We start from the raw sequence: 23,696 nt of genomic DNA on the forward strand, positions 1-23,696 counted from the left end.
ATTTTAATTGTTATTTATCCGCTACCGCAGAAAGTTGAGCTATTTCTAAAACATAAGTATCCTTGAGTCCAGAAATATGCAATTGCGAATTGTGATATATTGCTTCGTGCATACTATGGTTTTCCATAGCGCTTGAAGCCTCTCTTTTAAGAATAATAGAAAATCCATTCAAATCAAAAGTACCTAGATGGGTATCTCCAGATGCATTCTCAACAAGATCTTCGCATTGTTTTTTGGTGAACTTAATAGATTTGTCTCCTGTCAAAGTAAATAATTGATATTCTATGTACGGAGCCAATAAATTAAGATCCCATTCACCAGAGAAGGCAGTACCAGAAACTTTAGTAAGCACTAACTCCTTCCAGTATTGTTTGATTTCTCCTTTTTCGTTAAAAATGTATACATTAATAACTGTTTCATTCTCAACTTCTCTAAGTTCAACAGTATGAATGAATAATGGTCCTTCAACTTTTGCCGAATTAATTTTGATACTGCTTGCACTTGTGGGTAGTAAATTAAATCCAGGTCTACACGCTTGATGACAGTGAATAGCAGCATCATTCAAACCAGGATCTCCTAACGATAGTATCGCTGGCAAATAATTACCAAACCATTCATCCTTTAAAGAAGAGTTGGCAGCTGCCAAAGAACTTAAAGCATCTATTTTCTTAAATCCATTTATTCTTCTAAAAGGACCATGATGAAAAAGAAGATCATCGTAGAACTTGGTTCCTACTTCCAAAGACAACGAAGCCTCATCATTCGCAAAAGTAGCATCTATAGTAGCATCTATTGAACTATTAATTAACAGCTCTGCTTCAAAGCAACTTACTTCAAAGTTTGAATCTTCACTTTGAACTATTGCTTTAAATGCTGTATCTGAAGTTCTAGTGACTATAAACCGAACGATATTTGTATCATTCTCAGGTACAAATATTGATTTGTTTATTTGAAGATTTTCAAAATTCACACACTCTCCTTTAATACCTGTTAGCGCTTCCAATAGTTGCGCCATTCCTTCTAGTATCATGACTGTTGGGAATACATACTGACCTTGGAAAACATGATTCTTAAGATAGATATCATCATTTAGATTAATATGAACTTCAGAAATTATTTCAACACCAGGAACATAATTCTTCACTTTGGAAACAAATCTTCCTAGTGGTAATTTTTCCTTTTTATAAATAAGTGTTGGAATGTTTCCAAATCTTCCGGAAACCACTAATCTTTTTTCATTAAAATCTGGATCACTTATGGTTGCTTTTAATATTTCTAATCCATTCTTCACAGGAATAGGCCATACTCCTTGCTGTTTAAGACTATCAATACTATTAAGAGATACGCCCATACCTGTTTCATCCCAAACAGACCATTCTAGCGTGAAGCATTTGCAATGATCATTTTCTGCTCCGGTAGCTTCTATCAATCTTGCCAATTGATCATTTGCCCAGGCATAATCTGCATTACCCTGCATTCCACTTTCTGCAATTATAGAACCATACCCAATCAAGTATTTTAAATCTGTAAGGTTTATAGCATTAAGCACATTTTTTAATCCCCCTACCTTCACACTCTCTGTGCGTTTAAAATCTTCTGAAGTTAATAATTCTAGTCTTTTTGGATTGTTTAAACCAGCTCCATGCATTAACATGGTAATCTTACCAAGATCTTTAATTGTCTTATCTATAGTCTTCTTAACAGCGGTTTCATCACAAACATCTGTACTGTAATATTTAAAGTTTATGTTCTCTATTTCTAAAAGCCTAAGATTTTCAGCTAGCATTTCATCTTTTTCAGGTTTAGATCTACCCAAAATTGCAATGCTTGCTCCAGTAATATTAGAAAGCTCTCTTACAGATTCAAAAGTGATTCCTTTTCCTCCCCCAGTTGCCAATATAACATCCGATTCGGAAAGCGCTTCTTTTAAATTTTTGGATTTAGGGAGGTAGAGCTCATATTCAGACTCAAACCTATTACCCAATGAATCATAAATGATTTCTTTATAACTTGAAATAGATTTGATCTCATTTAGTAAGTGATCAACAGTTGATTCAAGGTTTTCATGTAACTGAAGATATCTCGCGGCTACATCTGGTTGTTCTTGATGGAATGATCTGAACACAGGTCTCAAATCTCCTGTTCCTTTTTCTTCTGAAATTTCAACTAACATAGCAAACCTTCCATTTCTTATAGTGTCAGATTTAAGCCAATCAACAAAAGTGTCTAGAACTTCTGCTGCCTGAGAAGATTTATAAACAAAGACGTTTCCAGAGCCTGCTTTTATTTCATTAGTATTAACTGAATGCTCAAAAGATTTTTCAAGCCCCGTATTTCCAAAAAATTTAATATCTCCTTCACCGTTATCAATAGTAATATTGAGAGGTTTACTTGCAGAGTTTATCCTTTTAAAACCATTTGTCCAATTTGGTAAAGATTCAAAGTCTACTGTATCTTTTGCTTTTTCTGTTGAACCTCCAGACTCTCCATCAAAAATTAAAGCACTAATTTCTTGAATGGTTCCATCTGCATTGGCTTTAATAGACGCCGCAGAAAATACTTTATGACTTTTATTGAATTGTTTGGTTGCAATAGAAATAATCTCTGTAATTGCTAATGAATTAAGGTGCAATTGAGACATAATTCTATCGTCTGCATTAATAGCTTCCAACGGCAACTCTGTCTTTACACTAATCAAATTTTTGAGTTGTTCTGTAACTCCATCTACATTTGAAATTGTTCTTAAATCCTGTTCCTCTTCTACTACGGTTTGATTAGCTTCTTCAACTGTAGGTGCAGCTTCAATAATTGATCTTATGATAGTGCTTTTGTGATCTGTTTTTTCACAAGGATTTTCTAGCACGTCCAACTTCCATTCTTCTACATCTATTTCTCTAAAAAATCTACTACCATTAAGCTCTTCAAAAGCTACATCACTACCCGAGATATAGGCTATGGATAGTACGTTTAAAAAGTCTCTTAATGAATCTGCTCCAAAATTGAGTGATATCACTTCCAAATCGTCATAATCTCTAAGCGATTTTGACAGTGCCTTACCTGGGCCTAATTCAATAAGCACTTTTGCTTTCTTAGTTAATTCATCTATTGCCTGCGTAAATTTTACAGGCTGTTCTATCTGACGATAAAGATGTTCTTTAAAATTTACTTTTTTACTTACTGCATTACCAAAAACTGTTGAGAAAACATTTTTATTTATTGTGTTGTAATCAAACTTATCTAATTGTTTCTTGAACTCTAATGCGGCATTTTTCATTAGAGGCGTATGAAAGGCATGAGAAACTTTTAATTTTACGTTATGAATGTCTTTATCAAAAGCCAATTCTTGTACTGCATTAATCTCGTTTTCTTTACCTCCAACTACAAAGCTATTTTTTCCGTTATAACCAGTTATGTTTACATTATAGTTATAGATTAAATTTTCTACTGTACGAAGATCACAATGCAGTGCTAGCATTGCTCCTCCTGACTCCCCATGAGCAGACATTGCTTCTCCTCTTGACCTCGCCAATTCTCCAGCGGTTTTATCGTCATAAACTCCTGCCCAGCTTAACGCTGCGATTTCACCAAGACTATGTCCAACAGCGCCTACAGCATTAATTCCATAATAATCTAAAAGCTCTACAGATTGTAAAGATCTTTGTACTATAGCAGGTTGTGCAACTGATGTGTCAGCTACTTCACCTTCATAATTAAATTCTTCCGTTTTTGTCTCAAGTATATCTTTACATATATTATCAAAAGCACCTAAATTTTGATATATAGGAGCTCCTTGACCAGGAAATAAAAATCCTATTGGTTTGGTTTCTCCTTCGCTATCAAAAAATATTCCTTTTTCCGTTTCAATAAAACGCTTTTTATCTTCATCTACGACTTCTTTTAGTAGATTTAGATTATCTAACAATTCATCTGGAGTTGATGCAACTATAGAACAATTCCATTTTCCATGTTTAGCATGATGTTGGGAAATTGTGGCTGATAAATCAATGAATTCTGCTCTTGAAATATCTTTCGCCAGTTCTTGTAATCTATCAATCTTTTTAAGGAACATCTCTTTACTAAGAGCACTTATTGGAAAAACTTCGCAATCCCTAACAGATTCTGAATATTTTTTGATTTTCTTGTTGATTTTACAATGCTTCTTAGTGGTAGCAGCTTCTTCTAAAGTAAGATGTACATTAATGCCACCAAACCCCATAGAAGATACTGATGCTCTCATTGCCTCTTCCTTGTTATAAGCTATTGGCTGTTTTGCCAGCTGTAAAATATCGCTATTATTTTCAAGTACATCATGAAGCCCAGAAGGTTTTAAAGAAGCTGGTATAACTCTTGATTTAAGAGAAAGACATACCTTAATCAATCCCGCAACCCCAGCAGCAGCCTTTGTATGCCCTATAAGATGTTTTACGGAACCTAAAATTGCTGGATTTCCTGCCTTGTTATTTTTTTTAAGGGCACCTGCTAAAGCTTTTAATTCTACTTCATCTCCGAGTGCGGTTCCAGTACCATGACCTTCAAACATTGCAATAGAACCAATATCGTAGCCTGCGCGTTGATAAGCTCTCTCAAATGCCATTTGTTGGGTTTCTGGTTTAGGTCTTGTAACTCCCCCGTTTCCATCTGAAGAAATACCCCAACCTCGTATTACACCATATATATTAACACCTCTTTCAATAGCTTCTTCTTCATTCATTAAAACGACTACTCCACATCCTTCTCCAGGCCAAAATCCAGAAGATTTTTTACTGTAGACTTCCATTTCAGTAGCAGCCAAAGCTCCATTTCTCGCAAACCCAATAACCTCAAAGGGATCTATACTTAAATCAATACCCCCAACTAAGGCAACATCTAACTCATTATTAACAATAGAATTACATCCATTTACAAATGCTAATAAAGAAGATGAACATGCGCCATCTACAGTAAAACCGCCTCCGTTAAAATCAAAATAATTACAAATTCTTCCGGCAATAGTATTACTCAAACCACCTGCCAGTGTGTCGGCTGTTGGCTTAGGGAAAGGTTCTTTATAAACTTTCTCGGTACCTGTCAAAATCTTAGTGATTTCATCCCTACTATAATTCATTGCCCCTAACGTAGATTCTAAGACCTTAAAAACATAAGGCCATCTTAATCTCATAATATTAGCCCTTGTGAATTCTCCATTCAGAGAATTTCCTAAGATAACCCCTGTTCTTTCTTTATTAAGGCCTTCGCCGTTTTCAAAACCAGCATCTTTTAATGCGCCATAAGCTACGTCTAAAGCTAACCAATGCGCCATATCTGTTTGCTCAAAAGTTGATTTAGAAACCTTGTATTTTATTCTGTCAAAATTATAGCCTTGTAAGACGGAAGCCTTTTTTGAATAGGTATAATCTATATTAGATTTATCTTCAGAAAAGTAGTAGTCAAGATTCAATCTCTTGTCGGGCATTCTTCTGAACTGTTGACGCAAAGAGAGTATATTTTCCCAGTATTGCTCCGGATTGTTTGCTCCCGGATACCGGCAATCCAAGCCTACGATGGCTATTCCTTTATTAGTCATAATGATTTTTTATTAAGTTGGTTAATGTATCTCCAAAAATTGGAGAATTACAGTGCTTGCTTCTACGTGTAAAAGCTTGAAGTTTAAATACTACTCTTATCCTTTTAGCTTGTCTACATCATTGAAAAAGTAGTTACTACTCAAATAGCTAACCACACAATTTTAGTTTTTAATGAATTGTATTTGAGTGAGTTTATTGAAATAAGATGTCTGCTAGGTTGCCATTACTATACCATTGCTCTGGCCAAGTCTTATCTTACCACCTCTTGAAGATGATGTGAATTTACATTGGCCGTCTCATGATTTTCACGAACCCATTCCCGGATGTTTTCCATGAATACCAGAAGTGAATGTTTTCCGTTTATATATCTTTTCCCATTTAGATTTTCTTTGGTGATGGCAGCAAAAAGATTACACTCTTTAACACTTCTTCCGGTAAGAATTCGTTCTGTAGAATCTGATGCATGTGGATTTCCAGCTATATCTCTTGTATGGCAAGCCAATATAGAGCCTTCTCCTAGCATATGACTTAGGCTACCTGCCAATTGTTGCAACTCTTTAATCTTAAGTTCAGAAACACCACCTGCGTAGGTTGCTGCTAATCCAACCCCAGACCAAATTGCTCCTTGTCTTTCTTTCGGGAAGTTGGATATTGTTTTAGCGATACTAGACGGTACGCCTCCATTATAAAACCAAAGTGCTCTACCTATACCATTATCATAACATTCAATATAGAATGGATCCTTTTTTACACTTTTAGGCATATACATATTTTTTAAGGTCTTTTTAGGTTTAAAATACGCATAATAAAAACCTAAGCCATTTAAAATAAGTAACCCACTAGTAGGGTCTGCTTTTTCTGCAAACTTTTCAAATGGAAGATTGAAAAATACACCGCTAGCGATACCAGCACCTATATAGGACATGTATTCATGATTTTTTCCTTTTCCTTTTATAAATCTCCAGAATCTATCTCTATTAAAAGGAGAGAATACATCTAATGTGTATAACCCCATTCCAATTCCTTCATTAAAAAAACCAACTAATTCTTTCTTGATCGTTTCTGTATTAGTTGTTAAGTCATCAGATAGTCCAGTTTCCAGTGCAGTATTATATCCACTCACTACTGTTTTGGCTACCAATTCAAGTCTTGCTTGTGCTGGTGAATCTTTTTCAAAACCTCTAAGCTTAAAATTTGCTTCAGATAGCGGTAATGCAAAAAGCATTCTTCTAATTATATTTAGCTTGCTCATTATTTTTTATTTTTTAAATTCATTTTAACGTTCTACCAATTCTGGTTGTGTAATTACAGGTTCTTTATAATCTACTACACTCATATCTGGAATCAACTCTGTCTGAAGTATAGGATTTAAAATATCTTCTTCTTGTTTCTTAGAAGTAATGTCTAATATCCAGAAATAAATACCTCTTGCGGTACAAACTGAAGCTAGCGCAAAGAACAATCCAAAAACAACATGCAATGCCATTAAGGCTCCATAAGCAAAGGCTACTGCTAAACCAAAATAAATTTGATTCTTAAACTTCATTGGAGTTGTAGATGGATCACTTACCATATAAAATGTAAATAATAAGAAAGCTACTCCTGTCATAGGGCCTATTGCTGCTATGGTAGCTGTATCCATAAGGTTTGTTCTCACAATTGCCTGAAGAAGAAAACCGCCTAACCAAGCAAATATCAAAGGCATCTTTTTGGTATATTTTGCATTTAGAAAAGATCCTAGAGTAACAAAAATCACTACCAAAATCCAATCACCTATACCGGAAACACTTTCTGTAAACTGATAAGGTGGTGCAGAGCCAACCCAAGGAAAAGCGAGAAATGTTAATGCAATTCCGGTGTTAGAAGGATTCAAAAAATGCTTAGATCTTCCCTTCATATTAACTCTAAATATAGTTTTAGAAAGCAACGCTGCTGCTACTCCAAAAACTACTGGCATCAAATTAACATTTGCAAAAATCAACATGGATACTGCCAGGGAACTAATGTGTGCTGGAAGCAAAAAAGTGAAGAAACCTACTGTGCCCCCCGTCATAAATGCTGGCTTTCTCTTATCTACAAAAGCCTTTACCGATTCAATCGTTAATTCTACACTATAACCTGTAATAAGTGCTATAATAGCATGGGCATAAGATTGCTCAAATCCTAAATAGAAATGACCTGCAATATTTAAAGCGGTGATAGCCGCTGCAAACCTAAGAAGTGCGGGTATCCTTTTATCTGTTTTTTTCATTGTTTGTAAGTTTTAGTATTAATTGGTTTGTTTATTTAATTTATAAAGGAAGTATGATATCATGCCATCCTGGTTTAAGACTTAATTCTTCTTCTTGTAAATCTCCATTTCCATCTCTCCAAGAAAGTGTCACCTTTATATCTTCTAGTTTAGAATGTTTACCCAAACCAAAATGAATATCACTGCTACTTCCTCCTGCGTGTCCATTACCCCCATCTACAAAGGCTATTTGTTTGGTTCCATCTTTAAGTGTTAATTTGGCAAATGCTCCTAGCGCATATCTTCCAGGAATTTTTGAGTCTACCAAAACTTTTGAAGTAGCTTCTTTATCTATTGGGAATCTTATAGAAAGACCTAGAAATGAATTAGGATTTACTCCTGTATTTTTATAAAGCTTAGAATCTTCCCACTGATTGGCCGATACAAAGTCTAGTTTTCCATCGTGGTCAATATCCGAAATTGCAATTCCTCTTGTGATTTGTGCATCGTCTAGTCCCAGATTCGCAGCAAGATCATAATATTTTCCAGTGGAATGTTTTACAAAGAATGGAATATGTGAATCCCCTGAAACGTCATCGCCTGGCACTAATTTTGGCCAAAATTTTACATTTGTTAAAACCTCATCATTTGAAGTGGCTAATTCCTGTAATTCTGGCCATCTATCAACATCACCTTTTACAAAACCTGTTCCTTGAATAGCCTCTTTAACACCGTCATTATTGAAATCAATTAGTTTTGCTTCCCAAGCCCAAGAACTTCTTGAAAGACCTAAGACTTCACTTTTGTTCTCAAATGGTGCGATTCCTTTATTTATAACATCTGTTTCACCAGTATTTACAAAAACAAAGTGACTTTCATGCAATGCCCAATCATCTGCAATATTACTTACATATATATCCATTAAACCGTCTCCATTGATGTCTCCAAAATCAACTCCCATTCCTTTAAAACTATCTAAACCTATTACGTTTGATCTTGTGGTAGTAAAGCCTTTTCTTCCTTTCAATTCCGTAAATTTCAAGTTTCCTGGAGTAGATTGATTCAATAGAAGTTTATCCGGCCCAAAATCGTTAGCCACATAAATTTCTGGTAAAAGATCATTATTAATATCTCCTGCTGCTACTGCAAGTGTCCAATCATAAGGATAAGGCAAGTCATCAGACCAAGTAGTATCTTCTTTAAATACTACTTTTCCATTTTTGAGTCCAGACCAAAGGAAAATTCTATTGCGTCCTCCGTTATCTCCACGAGACATTGAATGTTGCATGATCTGATCTGTGTCTGTAGCATCAGCCTCTAAAAGTTTAGACTCATCTGGAAAATAATTTCCTATCAAAATATCAGGATATCCATCTCCATCAAGGTCTGCAATAGTAGCTGTTGTTGTATTCCATTTTTCACCTTCAATAAGTTCTGCTTCTTCAAAACCATTTTCTTTTTGATAGAAAATAACAGGCGTTCTTCCTAAATAGTACACCAAGAAGTCCATTTTCCCATCGGCATTAAAATCATTTGTTAAAACACCCGTAGCAGCCATAGTTTTGGTGTTAAATGGGAGTTGTGAAACTTCCAGCTCAAAAGGCATAAACCTATTTCCAGTACCTGTTGCCGGAGATACAAAAACCTTATCAAATCTTGGATCCACATGTACAATATCATTGGGTAAGTTATCTCCATCAAAGTCAGTAATTGCAACCGCTGCGCCTACTGAAGATATCCATGTAGATATATCTTTGTATTGTGGATGTACGTCTCTTACTACTTTTGAAGTAAGCCCTTTGGGATAATACAATATACTTCTTTCAAAAGCGAACTCTTTGGCAAGTTCTTCACGTTCAGTCAAACTAATGTCTGATGGAATTGTGAATGCATAGATAATAATTAGAATAAGAATCGATACAATTCTTGGTGCCTGTTTCATGATTAATAGTTTAAAAAAGTTAGTGTTTGTTCTAATATCAATTAGGTTTGATATTTTTTTATCTAGAATACTTGGCTACATAAATTTTTACGAGCCTTTTTATCAAATTTTAATACTTAATTTATAGATAGGAATTGGTCAAGATGTTGTTGCCAATTTAACTTTTGATTTTCTGGTATTTTTAGAGAGTCTCCAAAAGAAAATAAATCCTGTCAAGATTACACATATGCTCATGAGAATTTGAAAACCATTAGGTTTAATAATAAACAAAGCACCTATAAACTGAATTAGAATAATTGAGTATAGTAATGTAGAAATAAATTTTCTGGATACTTTACTAATCAAAAATGCACCTAGAGGAGCAAATATGATGACTACTGGTATAGAAACCATCCAATATTCAAATGCAATTACTTGAAAGTCTTTCATTATAAAAGCATGAAGAAAAAATCCAGCAATAGTATTAATGGTCATTAAAACCACCGAAGTTGGTGTTGCTACTTTTTCGCTTAATCCAAAGAAAAGAGTCAGTAAACAAAATGTGAAAATATCTATTCCGTTTCCAAAGATTGATGTAATCATACCTCCAATTACTCCAAAAAGTATAAGTTTAAAGACATCATTTCCTGTCAAATCACCTATATTTTCAATAACGACCCGATTTTTTACAGAATTGGTTAAAAACAATGCAAAACCAAAACTTAACCAAAGAGAAACAAAGAGCAGTTTAGTAAGACCCGCCTGTAGCAAATCTACAATAAAGTAAGCTCCAACTATTAATCCAATTATTCCACCAATACTAGCATATATTATTGCTTTTACTTCTATTTTAATACGAAGACCTATAATCATAAGACTTGCAGCAGTCATACCAATACTTTGAATAGCGTAAGAAAAATTTCTGGCTACTCCTGGTGAAACATCCATTAAAAGAGTAAATACAGGATATGCAATAGCTCCACCACCTTCTGAACTTGCCCCCGCGATAAAAGAACCAATAACCATCGTTAAGGTAATAGCCCAATGTTTAATAAATAGCCCAAATCCTTGATTTACAATCATATAAAACAACCAAGACAACATTACTATCGAAAAAAAAGACAAAAAAATGCCGGGTAATTTTTTTAAAAATACCATATTACTTACTCAATAAATTAAATGAAATACTAGATTGATAAGCTCTTAGAGCTTGAGACTGGAACTTTAATTGTGTCTAGTTGATCTGGGGGTAATGTAGCTAAAATATTCTGTCCAATAGAATTAAGTCGGACAAGTACTTTACGTTCATTGTTAACTCTAACCACTTCGCATCTGAGTCCTTTTAGAGATCCGTCTGAAACGACGCAGCGGTCTCCTGGAACAAAATATTGATTTGCTGTTTTAATATTATAAATATTATTGCAGTCTGTTAAAAGACGTATTTGGTCAATTTCTTCATTTCTAGCTCTAACATACTCATTATTAAAACTTAAAAATGTGCATACACCAGAATCATTTTGTGCTACGTAGAAATCCTTTTGTGTATTTAAATAAGCAAAAACATAAGATTTGAACAAAGGTTCAAAAACTACCTTCTTTCTATCACTCCACTGATGAACAGATTTTAATAAGGGTAAAAAAGATTGAATCTCTTTTTCTTGGAGCGATTTATCTACCCTCTTCTCCATTCTTGACTTAACATAAAGAACATACCAACCTTTTTTGAAACTTTTCATAGGACAAAATTTAAATTTGAAACAAACTCTTATGACAATCTTACTTGTTATAGGGGAGTCTTTGAAACGTAAAAAGGGGGAATTTCTTACTTAAATATGGCTTCGCTTCCTCGAGTCACATAACTCGAAATCTGATTTATTAAGATGTAATCAATCGCCAAATGTTGAAGCGAAAACCTGATAACGAATTACCTGATAAATTTTCTTAATTCCAAATGATATTTACGGGTGTTTTCCCCTTTTTAAAAAATTCACTGTTTTTACTTTTAGAAGAAAAAGCATTTAAATAACTGTTAATCAGTAATTTAAATACCTTAAAATGAATTTCATAAAATGATGTTAAAATGAGTTTTGTTAACATATTTTTAACATTTAAAATTTGGAAGATATTTTTTTGTTCAAATTTTCGTGAAATATCGGTAAACAACTTATTGTGTATTGTAGAGACTAAGTTCCATAACGTTAAACAAAAAATAGTCAAAATCTTAGATTTCCTAGCATTTTACTAAGCTGTAGTCCAATCTTTCACTACATAACAGAAAAAAGTAATCCTGTAAGAATAAAAATTTGTAAAGAAATAGTTCTAATAATTGTTAATTCCTGTTTTTAAAATCGTAAATTCTTAAAGTATGAAAGATTTTTTGACCAAAATTTTAAAAATTAATTTAAATAAAAAAAGCCCTCCAAATCCCTTAAGGTTCGGGAGGAAAGCTTTTCATTGGTTTAACTACTAAACCTAAGATGAATTTAATTCATCTTACAACACAACTTCTTATTAAGAATGAAACTTTTATAAGTCTCTATTTCAACATCTCATATTTAAATATAACAATACCTTGTATATTTCTTTTGACTTTTTCTATTGCACGAATCCAATAGTAATCTTTAAATCTTATATGATTTAAAATTGCAAACAAATATACTTATATTTTGATAGTAACGATGATTCTTCAGAAAATAAAGAAATTTGGTAAAATACCATCATGACTACCATTTTATATGCCATGTATTCAATACACAACCCTAAATAGATTATAATTTTGGATTTGGATAATTGTCTGATTGATCTTCTATAGTGCTATCTAAACACGTAAAGTCTTTTTCTACTAGTAGTGATAAAGCGTTATTATCATTCCAATCTACTTCATTACTAAATCCTACTCTATTACTAGTAGCCCAAATTGTGCTTTGGGAAGAAGGAAAGTAAATAGTAATTATATCATTTATGAAATCTGCATACAATTCAGAAATACTATCTTTTGCTTTTAGGCGGTAGGTAAAAACTTTGTTACCAAAATAGGTATGTTCTTCATAAATTCCGGTTTTAGCAAAAGTTTCCACTTCTGTTTTTGTAAGTCTAAAGCGAACCGAATTACCTTTAATTCTAATCTTCATGATCATCCTTTTTATTAACTAGCCCTTTTGTAAACTCATTTAACGTTTCTACTTTCTCCTCAAAATCACCTTTAATAGTTTTTCGGTATTCATTTAAATTTTTCACTAGATCATCAATATTTTCTGGTATTACATCCTCAAAAAACTGACGTAGTCTCTTAGCGGTTGTAGGAGACTTACCGTTTGTTGAAATAGCAACTTTTACATTTCCTTTGGTTACAATACCTCCCATATAAAAATCACAAAATGGTGGATTATCTGCTACATTTACTAAAATAGAACGTTTACGGCAATCGTGATATACTTTCTCATTTACCTTAGGCAGATCTGTAGTAGCCACGACAATGTGTTTATTCTTAAGATATTTTCTTCTGTAACGTCCTTTATACATTTTTACGCCATGCCTTTGAGCTAGTTCTATAGTCCCTTCTCTATACATAGGCGAAATCATCTCTACATTGGCATTAGGACTTGATTTTAGCAGAAAGGTAAGCTTTTCCTCTGCAACATTCCCTCCGCCTACAATCAATACCTGAAGATTATTTACCTTTAAAAAAACTGGATATAACTCATTACGCTCCATTTAATACTGCTTTTTTAAGATTATAATTTATAGTCACTCTTGTGCCGTTATTGGGTATGGAATTAATAAATAAACGCCCATTTATGTAACTAATACGTTCTTTCATAAAGAAAAACCCCATTCCTCCATCACTATCATTTTTAGGGCCTCTACTTAATATAGAAGAATCAAATCCTATTCCGTCGTCATCAATAACTACACTTAGTATATCATCTTTATAATTCACTGTGACCAAAATATAATTTGCTTGGGCATATTTAACGGCATTATTAACAGCTTCTTGTGTCACTCTGTAAATATTTGTTTCAGCTAAAGAATTAAATCTAATGCTTTCTTCAGATTTGTTTTCAAATAATATATTTTTTCCCGTTAATTTACTCAGTTCCTGAGTCATTTTTTGTAAAGCAGGGAAAACCCCATGATCTTTTAACTCTGGTGGTGTTAAATTAAAAGTAGCAGTACGAACTCCTTTTATTAAATCAGAAGTAAGTGATTTTAAAAATGCCAATTTTTCTTCAGATTTTTCTTTGTTATCTAAGTTAACAGATTCTATATTAAATTTCAAGGCAGTTAACATCTGGCCAATTCCATCATGAATATCCTTGGCTATTCTTTTTCTCTCTTCTTCTTGTCCTTCAACAATTTGACTTGCCTGCAATTGTTTCTGGCGAATGCTCTCCTCATAGTTTTGTTTGGTGAGTTCTTCTATTTTTAACTGATTTCTTTTTCGTTGTGTTATATCTGAGCATAAAATTAAAATACTTTGTTCCAGACCTGACTGATGCATTGGAATAATAGACATATCCAACCACAAATCAATACCGCTTCTAGTCTTTACTTTTATTTCTTCTGTTCTAATATTTTTTCGTTTGCTCGTTAGAATTTCACGTAAATATTGCTGTTGACCTTCATCTTCTGTCAAAATCTCGGATAAGGGTATATTTAGGTTAGTACTGGTTTTTTCTAAAAGATTTAAAAACTTCCTGCTCATAAAAACTACTGTTCCGTCATTTCTAGTACTCGCAAACAGCGCAGCATTGTCAATCACAAAATTTAACTCTTGTAATTGTTGTAGCGATTTTTCTTTTTCTAAAAATAATTGTTTTGCCGCCCTCGCACTATTTTCTGAATCTTTTTGGCTCTGTATAAGATTAGATATGGTTTGACGAATTTGAAGTGAGAGTGGCCTAAATATAAATACTATCTCCAGTAACAAAATTAAAAGTGAAAATGAAAATAATAAAATCTCTTTAAGTTTTAATTGCTCTAGTTGCCTTTTGCTTAATGTATCATACTTATTGACAATGGCATCCATCTTACTTAAAAAAACAGGTTCATTTAAAAGCAATAAGTCTATATTTTTTGAGATTAAAGAACTGTCTTGAACACCATTTAATATTTGTTCTGTGGCATTTACCATAAGCTTATGGCGAATGTCAAGTTCATTGAAAAGTGTTAAGATCTCAGGATTTTTCTCTACTGGTAATCCCATACTATCATTGCCTTTTACAAGACCTTCATGTGATACTTTCCATAAACGTAACGTACTTTTTAAATCTTCCAGTACTCTTAATTGTCTAATTTTATCCCAATCCTGTATTCTCAAAAGAAGTGCTTCTTTGACTAATTTCTGACTAAGTGCACGTTGTCTACCTGCGACATTGATTACACGGGAATCATTTAACTGTGAATTAAGGTGCTGTTGAATTAAAATTTGAGCAATAGTGATCGTCATTGCAATAGCTAAAATGGCTAAAATATACCATTTCTGAATTCTTAGAAAGGTAGCTGCATCTAACTTGATTTTTTTTGTAGAATTCTGCATACCATTATCTTCTTATTCTTTGAAAAATTTATTGGCTAATCGCAATGCTTACTAACTCCTTTGCATGATTAGAAAAAGCTATATTAAGTGCTGCTTGATGACCTTTATCTGACATTTTGATCCATGTTTTACGCAAAATATCTATCACTTTCTCATCATTGTGTTTTTGAGTAAATGGCTCTAAATAATATTGAAGAAAAACTAAACAAATAACATCTTCTAGGGTTTGGGTTTCTTTGCTTTTCTTTAGTTGTTTTTTTAAGAGAAGAAATTGAACTTGCGCTATTATATCTTCATCATATCCCACTTTTTGGAGAATTTCTTTGGCCTTTTCTGAGTGAAATTTTTTAAGCTCTTGTCGCCATCTCAGATACCCCGTTCGGTTCATCTCATAAGAATCTCTTGCTATTTGCCATCTACAAATATGCTGGCACCTTGCGGTAAGCTGCAAAGCTTCTGAAGCGTCTGGCTCAAAACTATTAAGTGTTTCTGTCATTCTAATAGCATACAATACTTCTTTTGCATACTTTTTCCCTTTTACCAGCTCTGTATTTGGATCTTTACTATTTGCTTCATCAAAAAGTCGAAAAGCTTCTTTCAATAAATGATTTCTGGTGGACATTGCTATTGTGTGCTGATTTTATTCTATAAAGCCAAGATACACAAAGTTGTCCATAATTTTTATAGGATAGGTAGCAATTGCATCTAAACTGCCATTTAAATTTTCACCTGTTTTTAGAGAAAACGTGTTTTTATGCAATGGGCACGCTACTTTAGGTTGTTCTCCTTCCTCTCCTATCATTCCTCTAGAGAGTACCATTTCCATTTTATGTGGGCATAAATTTTGACAGGCGTACCATTCTCCCTTGCGCGTAAAGTTAAAAACAGCTATCTGCTTATCTTTATATTTAACGCATGCGCCTCCATTTTTTGGGAATTTTGACACTGGTGCCGCCTTAAACCAAACTTTAACTGCCTCTGGAGAGATTGCCTGATACGTATTTAAATCTGAAAGTGCCATTAAATTAGTTTTTATTGATTAGTTAGTTACGACCAAACCTTTGGCATTTTTTGTTCACGAAGTGCTACAAATTCAATGTTTTCATCTAGATCATCCGAATTCACAAAATGAGTATACCGCTCTCTTATTTCTGGAGTTTCTACTGCCTCTTTCCATTCACATTGATAGGTGTCTCTATAAGACTTCATTTCTCTATCTAGCTCATCGGCTATTCCAAGAGAATCATTAATCACTACATTTTTTAAATAGGTAATTCCTCCTTCTAGTTTTTCCAACCAAGCCGCAGTTCTAACCAAGGGTGCTGCAGTTTTGATATAATACATTAAAAAACGATCTACGTATTTAATAGCAGTCTCTTTATCTACTTTTTCCACCAATAATTCTGCATGTTTTGGATTGGCTCCTCCATTACCACAGACATAAACATTCCAACCTCCTTCTACGGCAATAAAACCAAAATCTTTACAACGTGCTTCTGCACATTCACGTATACATCCAGAAACCCCCCCCTTCATTTTATGAGGCGATCTTATCCCCTTATATCTATTTTCAATTTCAATAGCAAAGCTTACACTTTCATCCATTCCATATCTACACCAGGTAGAGCCAACACAACTTTTAACTGTTCTAAGCGATTTGCCATAAGCATGTCCGCTTTCAAAACCTTCTTTAATTAATTCTTCCCAAATCAATGGTAATTCATGCAGCTGTGCTCCAAACATATCAATTCGTTGGCCTCCGGTTATTTTAGTATACAGATCATACTTCATACCTATTCTTCCTAATGCCATTAATTGTTTGGGAGTAATTTCTCCACCGGCAACTCTTGGGACAACAGAATAAGTCCCGTTACGTTGAATATTGGCCAAATATCTATCATTAGAATCCTGAATAGTTTCTTGCACATTTGCTGTTTCATTATAAACACTAGCAAAAATTGCTGCCACTACTGGTTTGCAAACTTCACAGCCATGACCAGATCCAACCGTATCTAAAAGTTCATCATATTCTTGAATATTTCTTAGCTTCACGATATCATAAAGTTCCTGACGGGAGTAATCAAAATGCTCGCAAATACGAATCTTAACAGTCTTTCCCAAAGATTTCAAACTTTCTACCACCAAATCAGAAACCATAGGTTTACAACCTCCGCAGCCGGTTGTTGCTTTGGTAGCTTTTGCTATTTCCTTAACAGTTTCATTACCTTCATCAATAACAGCACAGCAAATGGCTCCTTTTGTAACAGATTCACATGAACATACAACGGCCTCATCTGGCAAATCCATCGCATTGCCTAAAACGGCACTTTCTCCATTTCTAGAACCTAGAATTAAATCCTCAGGGTTCTCTGGAAGGCTCATCTTGTTTTGATATAATTGTAAAAGCATATTGTAATCATCAGCATCGCCAACAAGTATACCGCCAAGGAGTAACTTACCGTCCTTGGAAATATTTATACGTTTATATAAGCCTTTTAATTTATTTTCAAAAACAATTGCGTGTCCTTCTTCTTCTGAAGTAAATGGATTTCCAAAACTAGCAACGTCTACTCCTATTAATTTTAATTTGGTAGACATATCTATAGCATCCTTCATCTTAGTTTCCTTCCCAAGTATTTGGTCTACTGCAACCTGAGCCATTTCATATCCCGGAGCCACCAGTCCATATATCATTTCCTTGTACAAAGCTACTTCACCTATAGCAAGTATAGATGAATCTGAAGTTTTCATGGCATTATCTACTACAACTCCTCCCCTTACACCTACCTCTAGCCTACAAGCCCTTGCAAGTTCATCACGTGGTCTTATCCCAGCAGATATGATTAACATATCTACATTTAAAGGAGCTCCTTCCGAAAATTCCATTCCCTCAATACTGCCATTACCAATTATTTTCTTGGTAACCTTGTTGAGATGAACATGAATTCCCAACTCTTTTATCTTACTTTCTAAAACTTTACTTCCATCGTCATCTAATTGTCTTGGCATTAAACGAGGGGCAAACTCAACCACATGTGGCTCCAGCCCTAAGTCTTTAACTGCTTTAGCAGCTTCTAATCCCAATAATCCTCCTCCTAATACCGCAGCTTTACCACCCTTTACGGTGTCTGCAAACTTCATGGTTTTTTCAAGGTCTTCAATTGTTCTATATACAAAAACACCTTGTTTTTCAACACCCTTTATAGGAGGAACAAAAGGAGCAGAACCCGTAGCTAAAACCAAGTAATCATAAGCATATGTTTTATTACTACTCGTAATAACTGTTTTACTAGCTCTTTGAATACCTACCACCTTCTCATTTACATACAATGTAATTCCATTGGATTTATACCAATCAAGAGGTGCCAACATCAACTTTTCTGCGTCTCCTTCTTCAAAATACTCACTTAAATGTACACGATCATATGCCGCTCTAGGTTCTTCTCCAAAAACAATCAAATTAAAATCTTTTGATTTTTCTGAAGCTACAAACTTTTCACAAAATTTATAACCTACCATTCCGTTACCTACTACTAATATATTTTTCATTGGGTTCTTCTTTAAGTAAGACTTTACAATATTACGTATTATTACGTAATTTATATGTACGTATATCAGAATAATTACGTATTATTGTTGATGATTTAACAAAAGTTTTACCTAAATAATCAAAATGAAGCAATCCATAAAACAACCAAAAGTAACCTTGGTAGGTGCGGGACCTGGCAGTAAAGATCTCATTACAATAAGAGGTTTAAAGGCTATTCAGCAAGCAGATGCAATTTTATACGATGCTTTAATAGATAGCGACTTATTACTCGAAGCTGCAAGTGACATACCCAAGCTATACGTAGGAAAAAGATGTGAAAAACACTCGCGATCTCAAGAAGAAATCAACACTTCCCTTGTAGAATATGCTTTGTCTTATGGTCATGTAGTGCGTTTAAAAGGAGGAGATCCTTTTGTTTTTGGAAGAGCCTCAGAAGAAATTGATTATGTAGAATCTTTTGGAATACCAGTAACCGTAGTTCCTGGTGTATCTAGTGCCATTGCTGTGCCCTCAAGCCAAGGCATACCTCTTACAAAAAGGGGAACCGCATCTAGTTTTTGGGTAATGACAGCCACTAAAAAAGATGGCTTTTTTTCGGAGGATCTAAAAATGGCTGCAAAATCTTCAGCCACCTTAGTAATTTTAATGGGCATGCGGAAAATAGTTGAAATAGCCAAGGTAATAAAAAACTTTCGTGGCGGACTCACTCCCATGGCAATAATCCAAAATGGGACCTTGAAAACTGAATCCTGCATCACCGGAACCTTAAATAACGTACAAAGCATCTATAATAGAATAGATATTTCTCTTCCCGGAATTATCGTTATTGGTACAGTTGTAGCAGAACACCCCACTTTTTTTGAAGAAGAAGTACAAAGAGTTCTACATTCTACTCTTTAATCTCGAAAGTACTACCTAAAATTCCTAATTTAAGGGATATAAACCCCTATCTATAAGCTTCCTCCCCTTAGTGTATTTAGTTTTTCACAATACACCACACCTATTTTATCAATCTTTATTTTTCACAAAGAAAAAATTCCTATTATCATAAAAATACTTAGTTATTAAGGATTTTTATGATATTACGTATAGATACTTAATTATAAATGTATTTTTGTAGTATCATCTGAATATAAAGACTAGTATTATGCAAACTATTCATTTCAAAGCTTACGATTATAAGAGTATTTCTTCCAAAATATTCCCGATAAACGCTGTTTCTTGTTTTGGATCGTTCAAAATAATCCCTTTCAAACCTCATTTATTAAAGGATTTAAAATTAACCTATAATCAAAAATAGTAGTCCCCTTTTATGAACAAAGTCTGTATTGAATCTCTTGGTACTGTCACTGTTATAATTAAATATTTACGATTTGAAAAATTTTAATACATATGAGTCACAGATAAGAAATCAGTCAAAAACTATGATTTCTACCATAGTCTCTTGTAAATTATGTTCAAATGAATTATGTCTGATTAAGAAAAATATAGATTCCCCTATAATTTCAAGGTTCACAAAATTAAAGAATGATATTCGTTGTAAAAAAGGGCAACAATTTATACTGGAAGGAGCGCCAGTAAACGGTCTTTTTTTTATTTTAAAAGGCACTGTAAAGGTATTTAGAACTGGGATAAATGGCAGAGAACAAATTGTGAGATTTGCTAAAAAAGGAGAAATAATTGGTCACCGGGGCTTTGGAGCTACAGAACAATACCCAATTGGTGCCATTGCACTTGAAAATAGCGTTCTATGCTATTTTTCAAAAACTGAACTTCAGGAAGCACTTAAAAGTGACTCCTCCTTTGCATACGATTTCATGCTTTTTTATGCCAATGAGCTAGATAGGAGTGAGGCAAAAGTTAAATCACTTTCACAAATGACGGTTCGAGAAAGAGTGATTGACACCCTTCTCTATATTTACAGAAAATTTGGACAGCGCAATGGTTTTTTAGACTTACCGCTTAGTAGAAAAGAATATGCAGATTATGCAGGAACTACAGAAGAACAAGTCATCCGCATTTTCTCAATGCTTAAAAAAGAGAAAATTATTCTAACCAATGGCAAGAAAATTGGAATTCCAGACGCTAGTAGCTTAAAAAAAGAAATAGCTGAACACAACTTCTACCTAGACAGCTAATGCCACCTACCCACTTTCTTGAGTAAACATACGTAGTTTTACTCGATTAAACTTAAAAGCTTTAAATATATATAAAATACTAATAAACAGTTAATTATATAAATAACCTGTTTTTTTATCATATTTTTTTATGTCTTAAAAACAGGCAATAACATGAATTATACACATACAATAATCAAATTAATGCCTTTACATTTGTTATCAATAAGTATTAATACGTAGAATAATTAATAAAATAAGAGTATGAAAACAAGTATGACAAAAATCTTCGGTTTTCTTTTGATGACAATCACACTTATAGGTTGTGGTGAAAAAACAGAGAAAAAAGCAACCGATTTGGTAAAAGTAACGCCTGAAAGCACTTCACTAGAAATTGAGAAACCTCAGTTAACATTTGGTTTTATTAAACTAACTGATATGGCTCCTTTGGCTATTGCTAAAGAAAAAGGTTTCTTTGAAGATGAAGGTTTATTTGTATCTGTAGAAGCACAATCTAACTGGAAAAATGTTTTAGACCGTGTGATTGATGGTCAATTAGATGGATCTCATATGCTAGCAGGGCAACCTATTGCAGCAGGAGCAGGATTTGGAAGACAAGCAGAATTGGTTACTCCGTTTTCAATGGATTTAAATGGAAATGGAATTACGGTTTCCAATGATGTTTGGTCCAAAATGAAACAATACATACCAAAAGATTCTGATGGGAAACCAATACACCCTATTAAAGCAGACGCTTTAAAACCAGTTATTACCGATTATAAAAATAGCGGGAAGCCATTTAAAATGGGAATGGTTTTTCCAGTATCAACACATAACTATGAAATAAGATATTGGCTGGCTGCTGCAGGCATCCATCCAGGAATGTACACTGCAAGTAATGTACAAGGACAAATTGATGCAGAAGTTCTCTTATCAGTAACTCCGCCACCACAGATGCCAGCTACGTTAGAAGCTGGAACTATTTATGGATACTGTGTAGGAGAACCATGGAATCAACAAGCCGTCTTTAAAGGTATTGGAGTACCAGTTACTACCAATTATGATATTTGGAAAAACAATCCTGAAAAGGTTTTCGTGATGACCAAGAAATTTATCGAAGATAACCCAAACACAGCCGTTGCGGTTACTAAAGCTTTAATCAGAGCAGGAAAATGGTTAGACGAGCCTGAAAACAGACCAGAAGCAGTAAAGATTTTATCTATGTCACAATATGTAGGCGCAGATGAAACAGTACTAGCAAACTCAATGACGGGAACTTTTGAATTTGAAAAAGGAGATAAAAGATCCATGCCAGATTTCAATGTATTCTATAAATACAACGCAACGTATCCATTCTATTCTGATGGCATTTGGTTCCTTACTCAAATGAGAAGATGGGGACAAATTCCTGAGTCTAAACCTGCATCTTGGTATTCTGAAACAATTAAAGACATCTACCGCCCAGATATTTGGAAAAAAGCAGCAGAATTACTTGTTCAAGAAGGACATATTCCATCATCTGATATTCCTAAAACCGATGGTTACAAACCAACAACATCTGAATTTATAGATGGTAAAACATATGATGCTAAAGACCCTCTTGGCTATATCAATAGTTTTAAAATTGGTAACAAAGAAAATTCTTCACTTTAAAATTAGAAAACATGAAACAGAGTGTAACCGTCAAAGAAGCGCCTGTAAAATGGAATATCGCAACAAAATTTATTTTGTCTAAACTAAGAATGAAGACACCAAAATTTGATTTAAAAACTGCTTTAAAGAAGCTCTTGATTCCTGTAGTCTCTATTACAGCATTCATTGGTATTTGGCATTTAAGTGCCGATCTTTTAAGGCAGCGAGAAATTGATTTTAGAGTAGAAAAAACGATGCAAGATCAAGGTCTAGCGGCTTCAGAAGCATTAAAATCTTGTTTTGCAAGCAATGGAACCAGCTGCCAGACTAATACCCTGCCGTCTCCTGCGCAAGTATGGGCATCGGTACAAACATTAATTGATGATCATTATGTCATTAAGCAAGATAAATTAGATTTTATTAATAAAACAGCAGCGGTAAATGCAAAACGAATGGATAAGGGACAAACCGCTATTGTTTATACTGGTAGACCTTCTTTTATAGATATTGTACTTACTAGCTTAAAAACTGTTTTTGCTGGTTTTCTATTAGCGCTTTTTATTGCAGTTCCTTTTGGTATTGTAATTGGTCTTAGCGAAACACTTAGAAATGCAATTAACTGGTTTATTCAAGTATTTAAACCCGTATCACCAGTAGTTTGGTATTTATTGGTGTTTATGATTGTAAAAACCCTACTTATAGGGACTAGCTCAGACAATTCCTTTGTTATTTCCTTTATAAGTGTGGGTCTGTGTTCTATGTGGGCTACCTTAGTGAATACTGCCATGGGGGTATCATCTGTAGACAAAGATTATATCAACGTAGCAAAAGTCCTTAAGCTTAGGCCTCTTCAAAAAGTATTTAAGGTAATTCTACCTTCTTCCCTTCCATTAATTTTCACAGGGCTGCGTATTACATTATCTGTTGCATGGATGGTACTTATAGCGATAGAACTTTTGGCACAAAGCCCTGGTCTAGGACTATTTGTATGGGAAGAGTTTCAGAACGGTGCAAATGACTCTAATTCAAAAATTATTGTAGCCATGTTTGTTATTGGAATTATAGGGTTTTTATTAGATAGAATCATGCTCACTATACAAAACGCGGTTTCCTTCAATAAAAACGCAACCGCCTAAAACAAAA

The 23,696-nt window shown here is 34.0% G+C and carries 16 protein-coding genes; 4 read left to right on the forward strand and 12 right to left on the reverse strand.

The window, feature by feature from the left end:
* Positions 1-10 precede the first annotated feature (10 nt).
* From WBG07_RS09275 to nirB, 12 genes are all read right to left on the reverse strand, one after another.
* Positions 11-5,563, reverse strand: coding sequence for an SDR family NAD(P)-dependent oxidoreductase (locus WBG07_RS09275; protein ID WP_340200606.1), 5,553 nt, complete (start codon positions 5,561-5,563; stop codon positions 11-13).
* A gap of 251 nt (positions 5,564-5,814) precedes the next feature.
* The gene (locus WBG07_RS09280) at positions 5,815-6,816 is read right to left on the reverse strand and encodes a DUF1702 family protein (protein WP_340200608.1); all 1,002 of its coding nucleotides are present in this window, start codon (positions 6,814-6,816) and stop codon (positions 5,815-5,817) included.
* A gap of 24 nt (positions 6,817-6,840) precedes the next feature.
* Entirely contained in the window at positions 6,841-7,815 is a 975-nt protein-coding gene (locus WBG07_RS09285; RefSeq protein WP_340200610.1) for a hypothetical protein, read from the reverse strand.
* Positions 7,816-7,855: 40 nt separating this feature from the next.
* The gene (locus tag WBG07_RS09290; RefSeq protein ID WP_340200612.1) at positions 7,856-9,736 is read right to left on the reverse strand and encodes a CRTAC1 family protein; all 1,881 of its coding nucleotides are present in this window, start codon (positions 9,734-9,736) and stop codon (positions 7,856-7,858) included.
* A 138-nt stretch (positions 9,737-9,874) separates the two neighbouring features.
* Positions 9,875-10,798: a TSUP family transporter gene (locus tag WBG07_RS09295; protein WP_340200614.1), complete on the reverse strand. Its 924-nt coding sequence runs from the start codon at positions 10,796-10,798 to the stop codon at positions 9,875-9,877.
* 104 nt (positions 10,799-10,902) lie between these two features.
* Positions 10,903-11,451 (reverse strand): UpxY family transcription antiterminator, encoded by a 549-nt coding sequence (locus tag WBG07_RS09300; RefSeq protein WP_340200616.1) that lies wholly within the window; start codon positions 11,449-11,451, stop codon positions 10,903-10,905.
* 1,032 nt (positions 11,452-12,483) lie between these two features.
* Positions 12,484-12,846 (reverse strand): DUF7009 family protein, encoded by a 363-nt coding sequence (locus WBG07_RS09305; protein WP_340200618.1) that lies wholly within the window; start codon positions 12,844-12,846, stop codon positions 12,484-12,486.
* The gene (locus WBG07_RS09310) at positions 12,836-13,429 is read right to left on the reverse strand and encodes a precorrin-2 dehydrogenase/sirohydrochlorin ferrochelatase family protein (RefSeq protein ID WP_340200620.1); all 594 of its coding nucleotides are present in this window, start codon (positions 13,427-13,429) and stop codon (positions 12,836-12,838) included. The genes WBG07_RS09305 and WBG07_RS09310 overlap by 11 nt, the downstream gene beginning before the upstream one ends.
* Positions 13,419-15,254: a PAS domain-containing sensor histidine kinase gene (locus WBG07_RS09315; protein ID WP_340200622.1), complete on the reverse strand. Its 1,836-nt coding sequence runs from the start codon at positions 15,252-15,254 to the stop codon at positions 13,419-13,421. The genes WBG07_RS09310 and WBG07_RS09315 overlap by 11 nt, the downstream gene beginning before the upstream one ends.
* 28 nt (positions 15,255-15,282) lie before the next feature.
* Positions 15,283-15,876 carry a DUF4202 domain-containing protein gene (locus WBG07_RS09320; protein WP_340200623.1) on the reverse strand — a complete coding sequence of 198 codons (594 nt, stop codon included), beginning with the start codon at positions 15,874-15,876 and terminating at the stop codon, positions 15,283-15,285.
* Between the two features lie 18 nt (positions 15,877-15,894).
* Entirely contained in the window at positions 15,895-16,275 is a 381-nt protein-coding gene (nirD, locus tag WBG07_RS09325) for a nitrite reductase small subunit NirD (protein ID WP_340200626.1), read from the reverse strand.
* 26 nt (positions 16,276-16,301) lie between these two features.
* The gene (nirB, locus tag WBG07_RS09330; protein WP_340200629.1) at positions 16,302-18,803 is read right to left on the reverse strand and encodes a nitrite reductase large subunit NirB; all 2,502 of its coding nucleotides are present in this window, start codon (positions 18,801-18,803) and stop codon (positions 16,302-16,304) included.
* 124 nt (positions 18,804-18,927) lie between these two features.
* On the opposite strand from nirB, the gene cobA reads away from it, so the two are divergent.
* From cobA to WBG07_RS09350, 4 genes are all read left to right on the forward strand, one after another.
* Positions 18,928-19,704 (forward strand): uroporphyrinogen-III C-methyltransferase, encoded by a 777-nt coding sequence (gene cobA, locus WBG07_RS09335; protein WP_340200631.1) that lies wholly within the window; start codon positions 18,928-18,930, stop codon positions 19,702-19,704.
* Positions 19,705-20,228: 524 nt separating this feature from the next.
* Complete coding sequence (locus WBG07_RS09340) at positions 20,229-20,942, forward strand: Crp/Fnr family transcriptional regulator (protein ID WP_340200634.1); 714 nt, start codon at positions 20,229-20,231, stop codon at positions 20,940-20,942.
* Between the two features lie 243 nt (positions 20,943-21,185).
* The gene (locus WBG07_RS09345; RefSeq protein ID WP_340200636.1) at positions 21,186-22,574 is read left to right on the forward strand and encodes a CmpA/NrtA family ABC transporter substrate-binding protein; all 1,389 of its coding nucleotides are present in this window, start codon (positions 21,186-21,188) and stop codon (positions 22,572-22,574) included.
* A gap of 11 nt (positions 22,575-22,585) precedes the next feature.
* Positions 22,586-23,689 (forward strand): ABC transporter permease, encoded by a 1,104-nt coding sequence (locus WBG07_RS09350; protein WP_340200638.1) that lies wholly within the window; start codon positions 22,586-22,588, stop codon positions 23,687-23,689.
* The last annotated feature ends 7 nt before the right edge of the window (positions 23,690-23,696 follow it).

It is taken from the genome of Ascidiimonas meishanensis, from assembly GCF_037782385.1.
Lineage (GTDB): Bacteria > Bacteroidota > Bacteroidia > Flavobacteriales > Flavobacteriaceae > Ascidiimonas > Ascidiimonas meishanensis.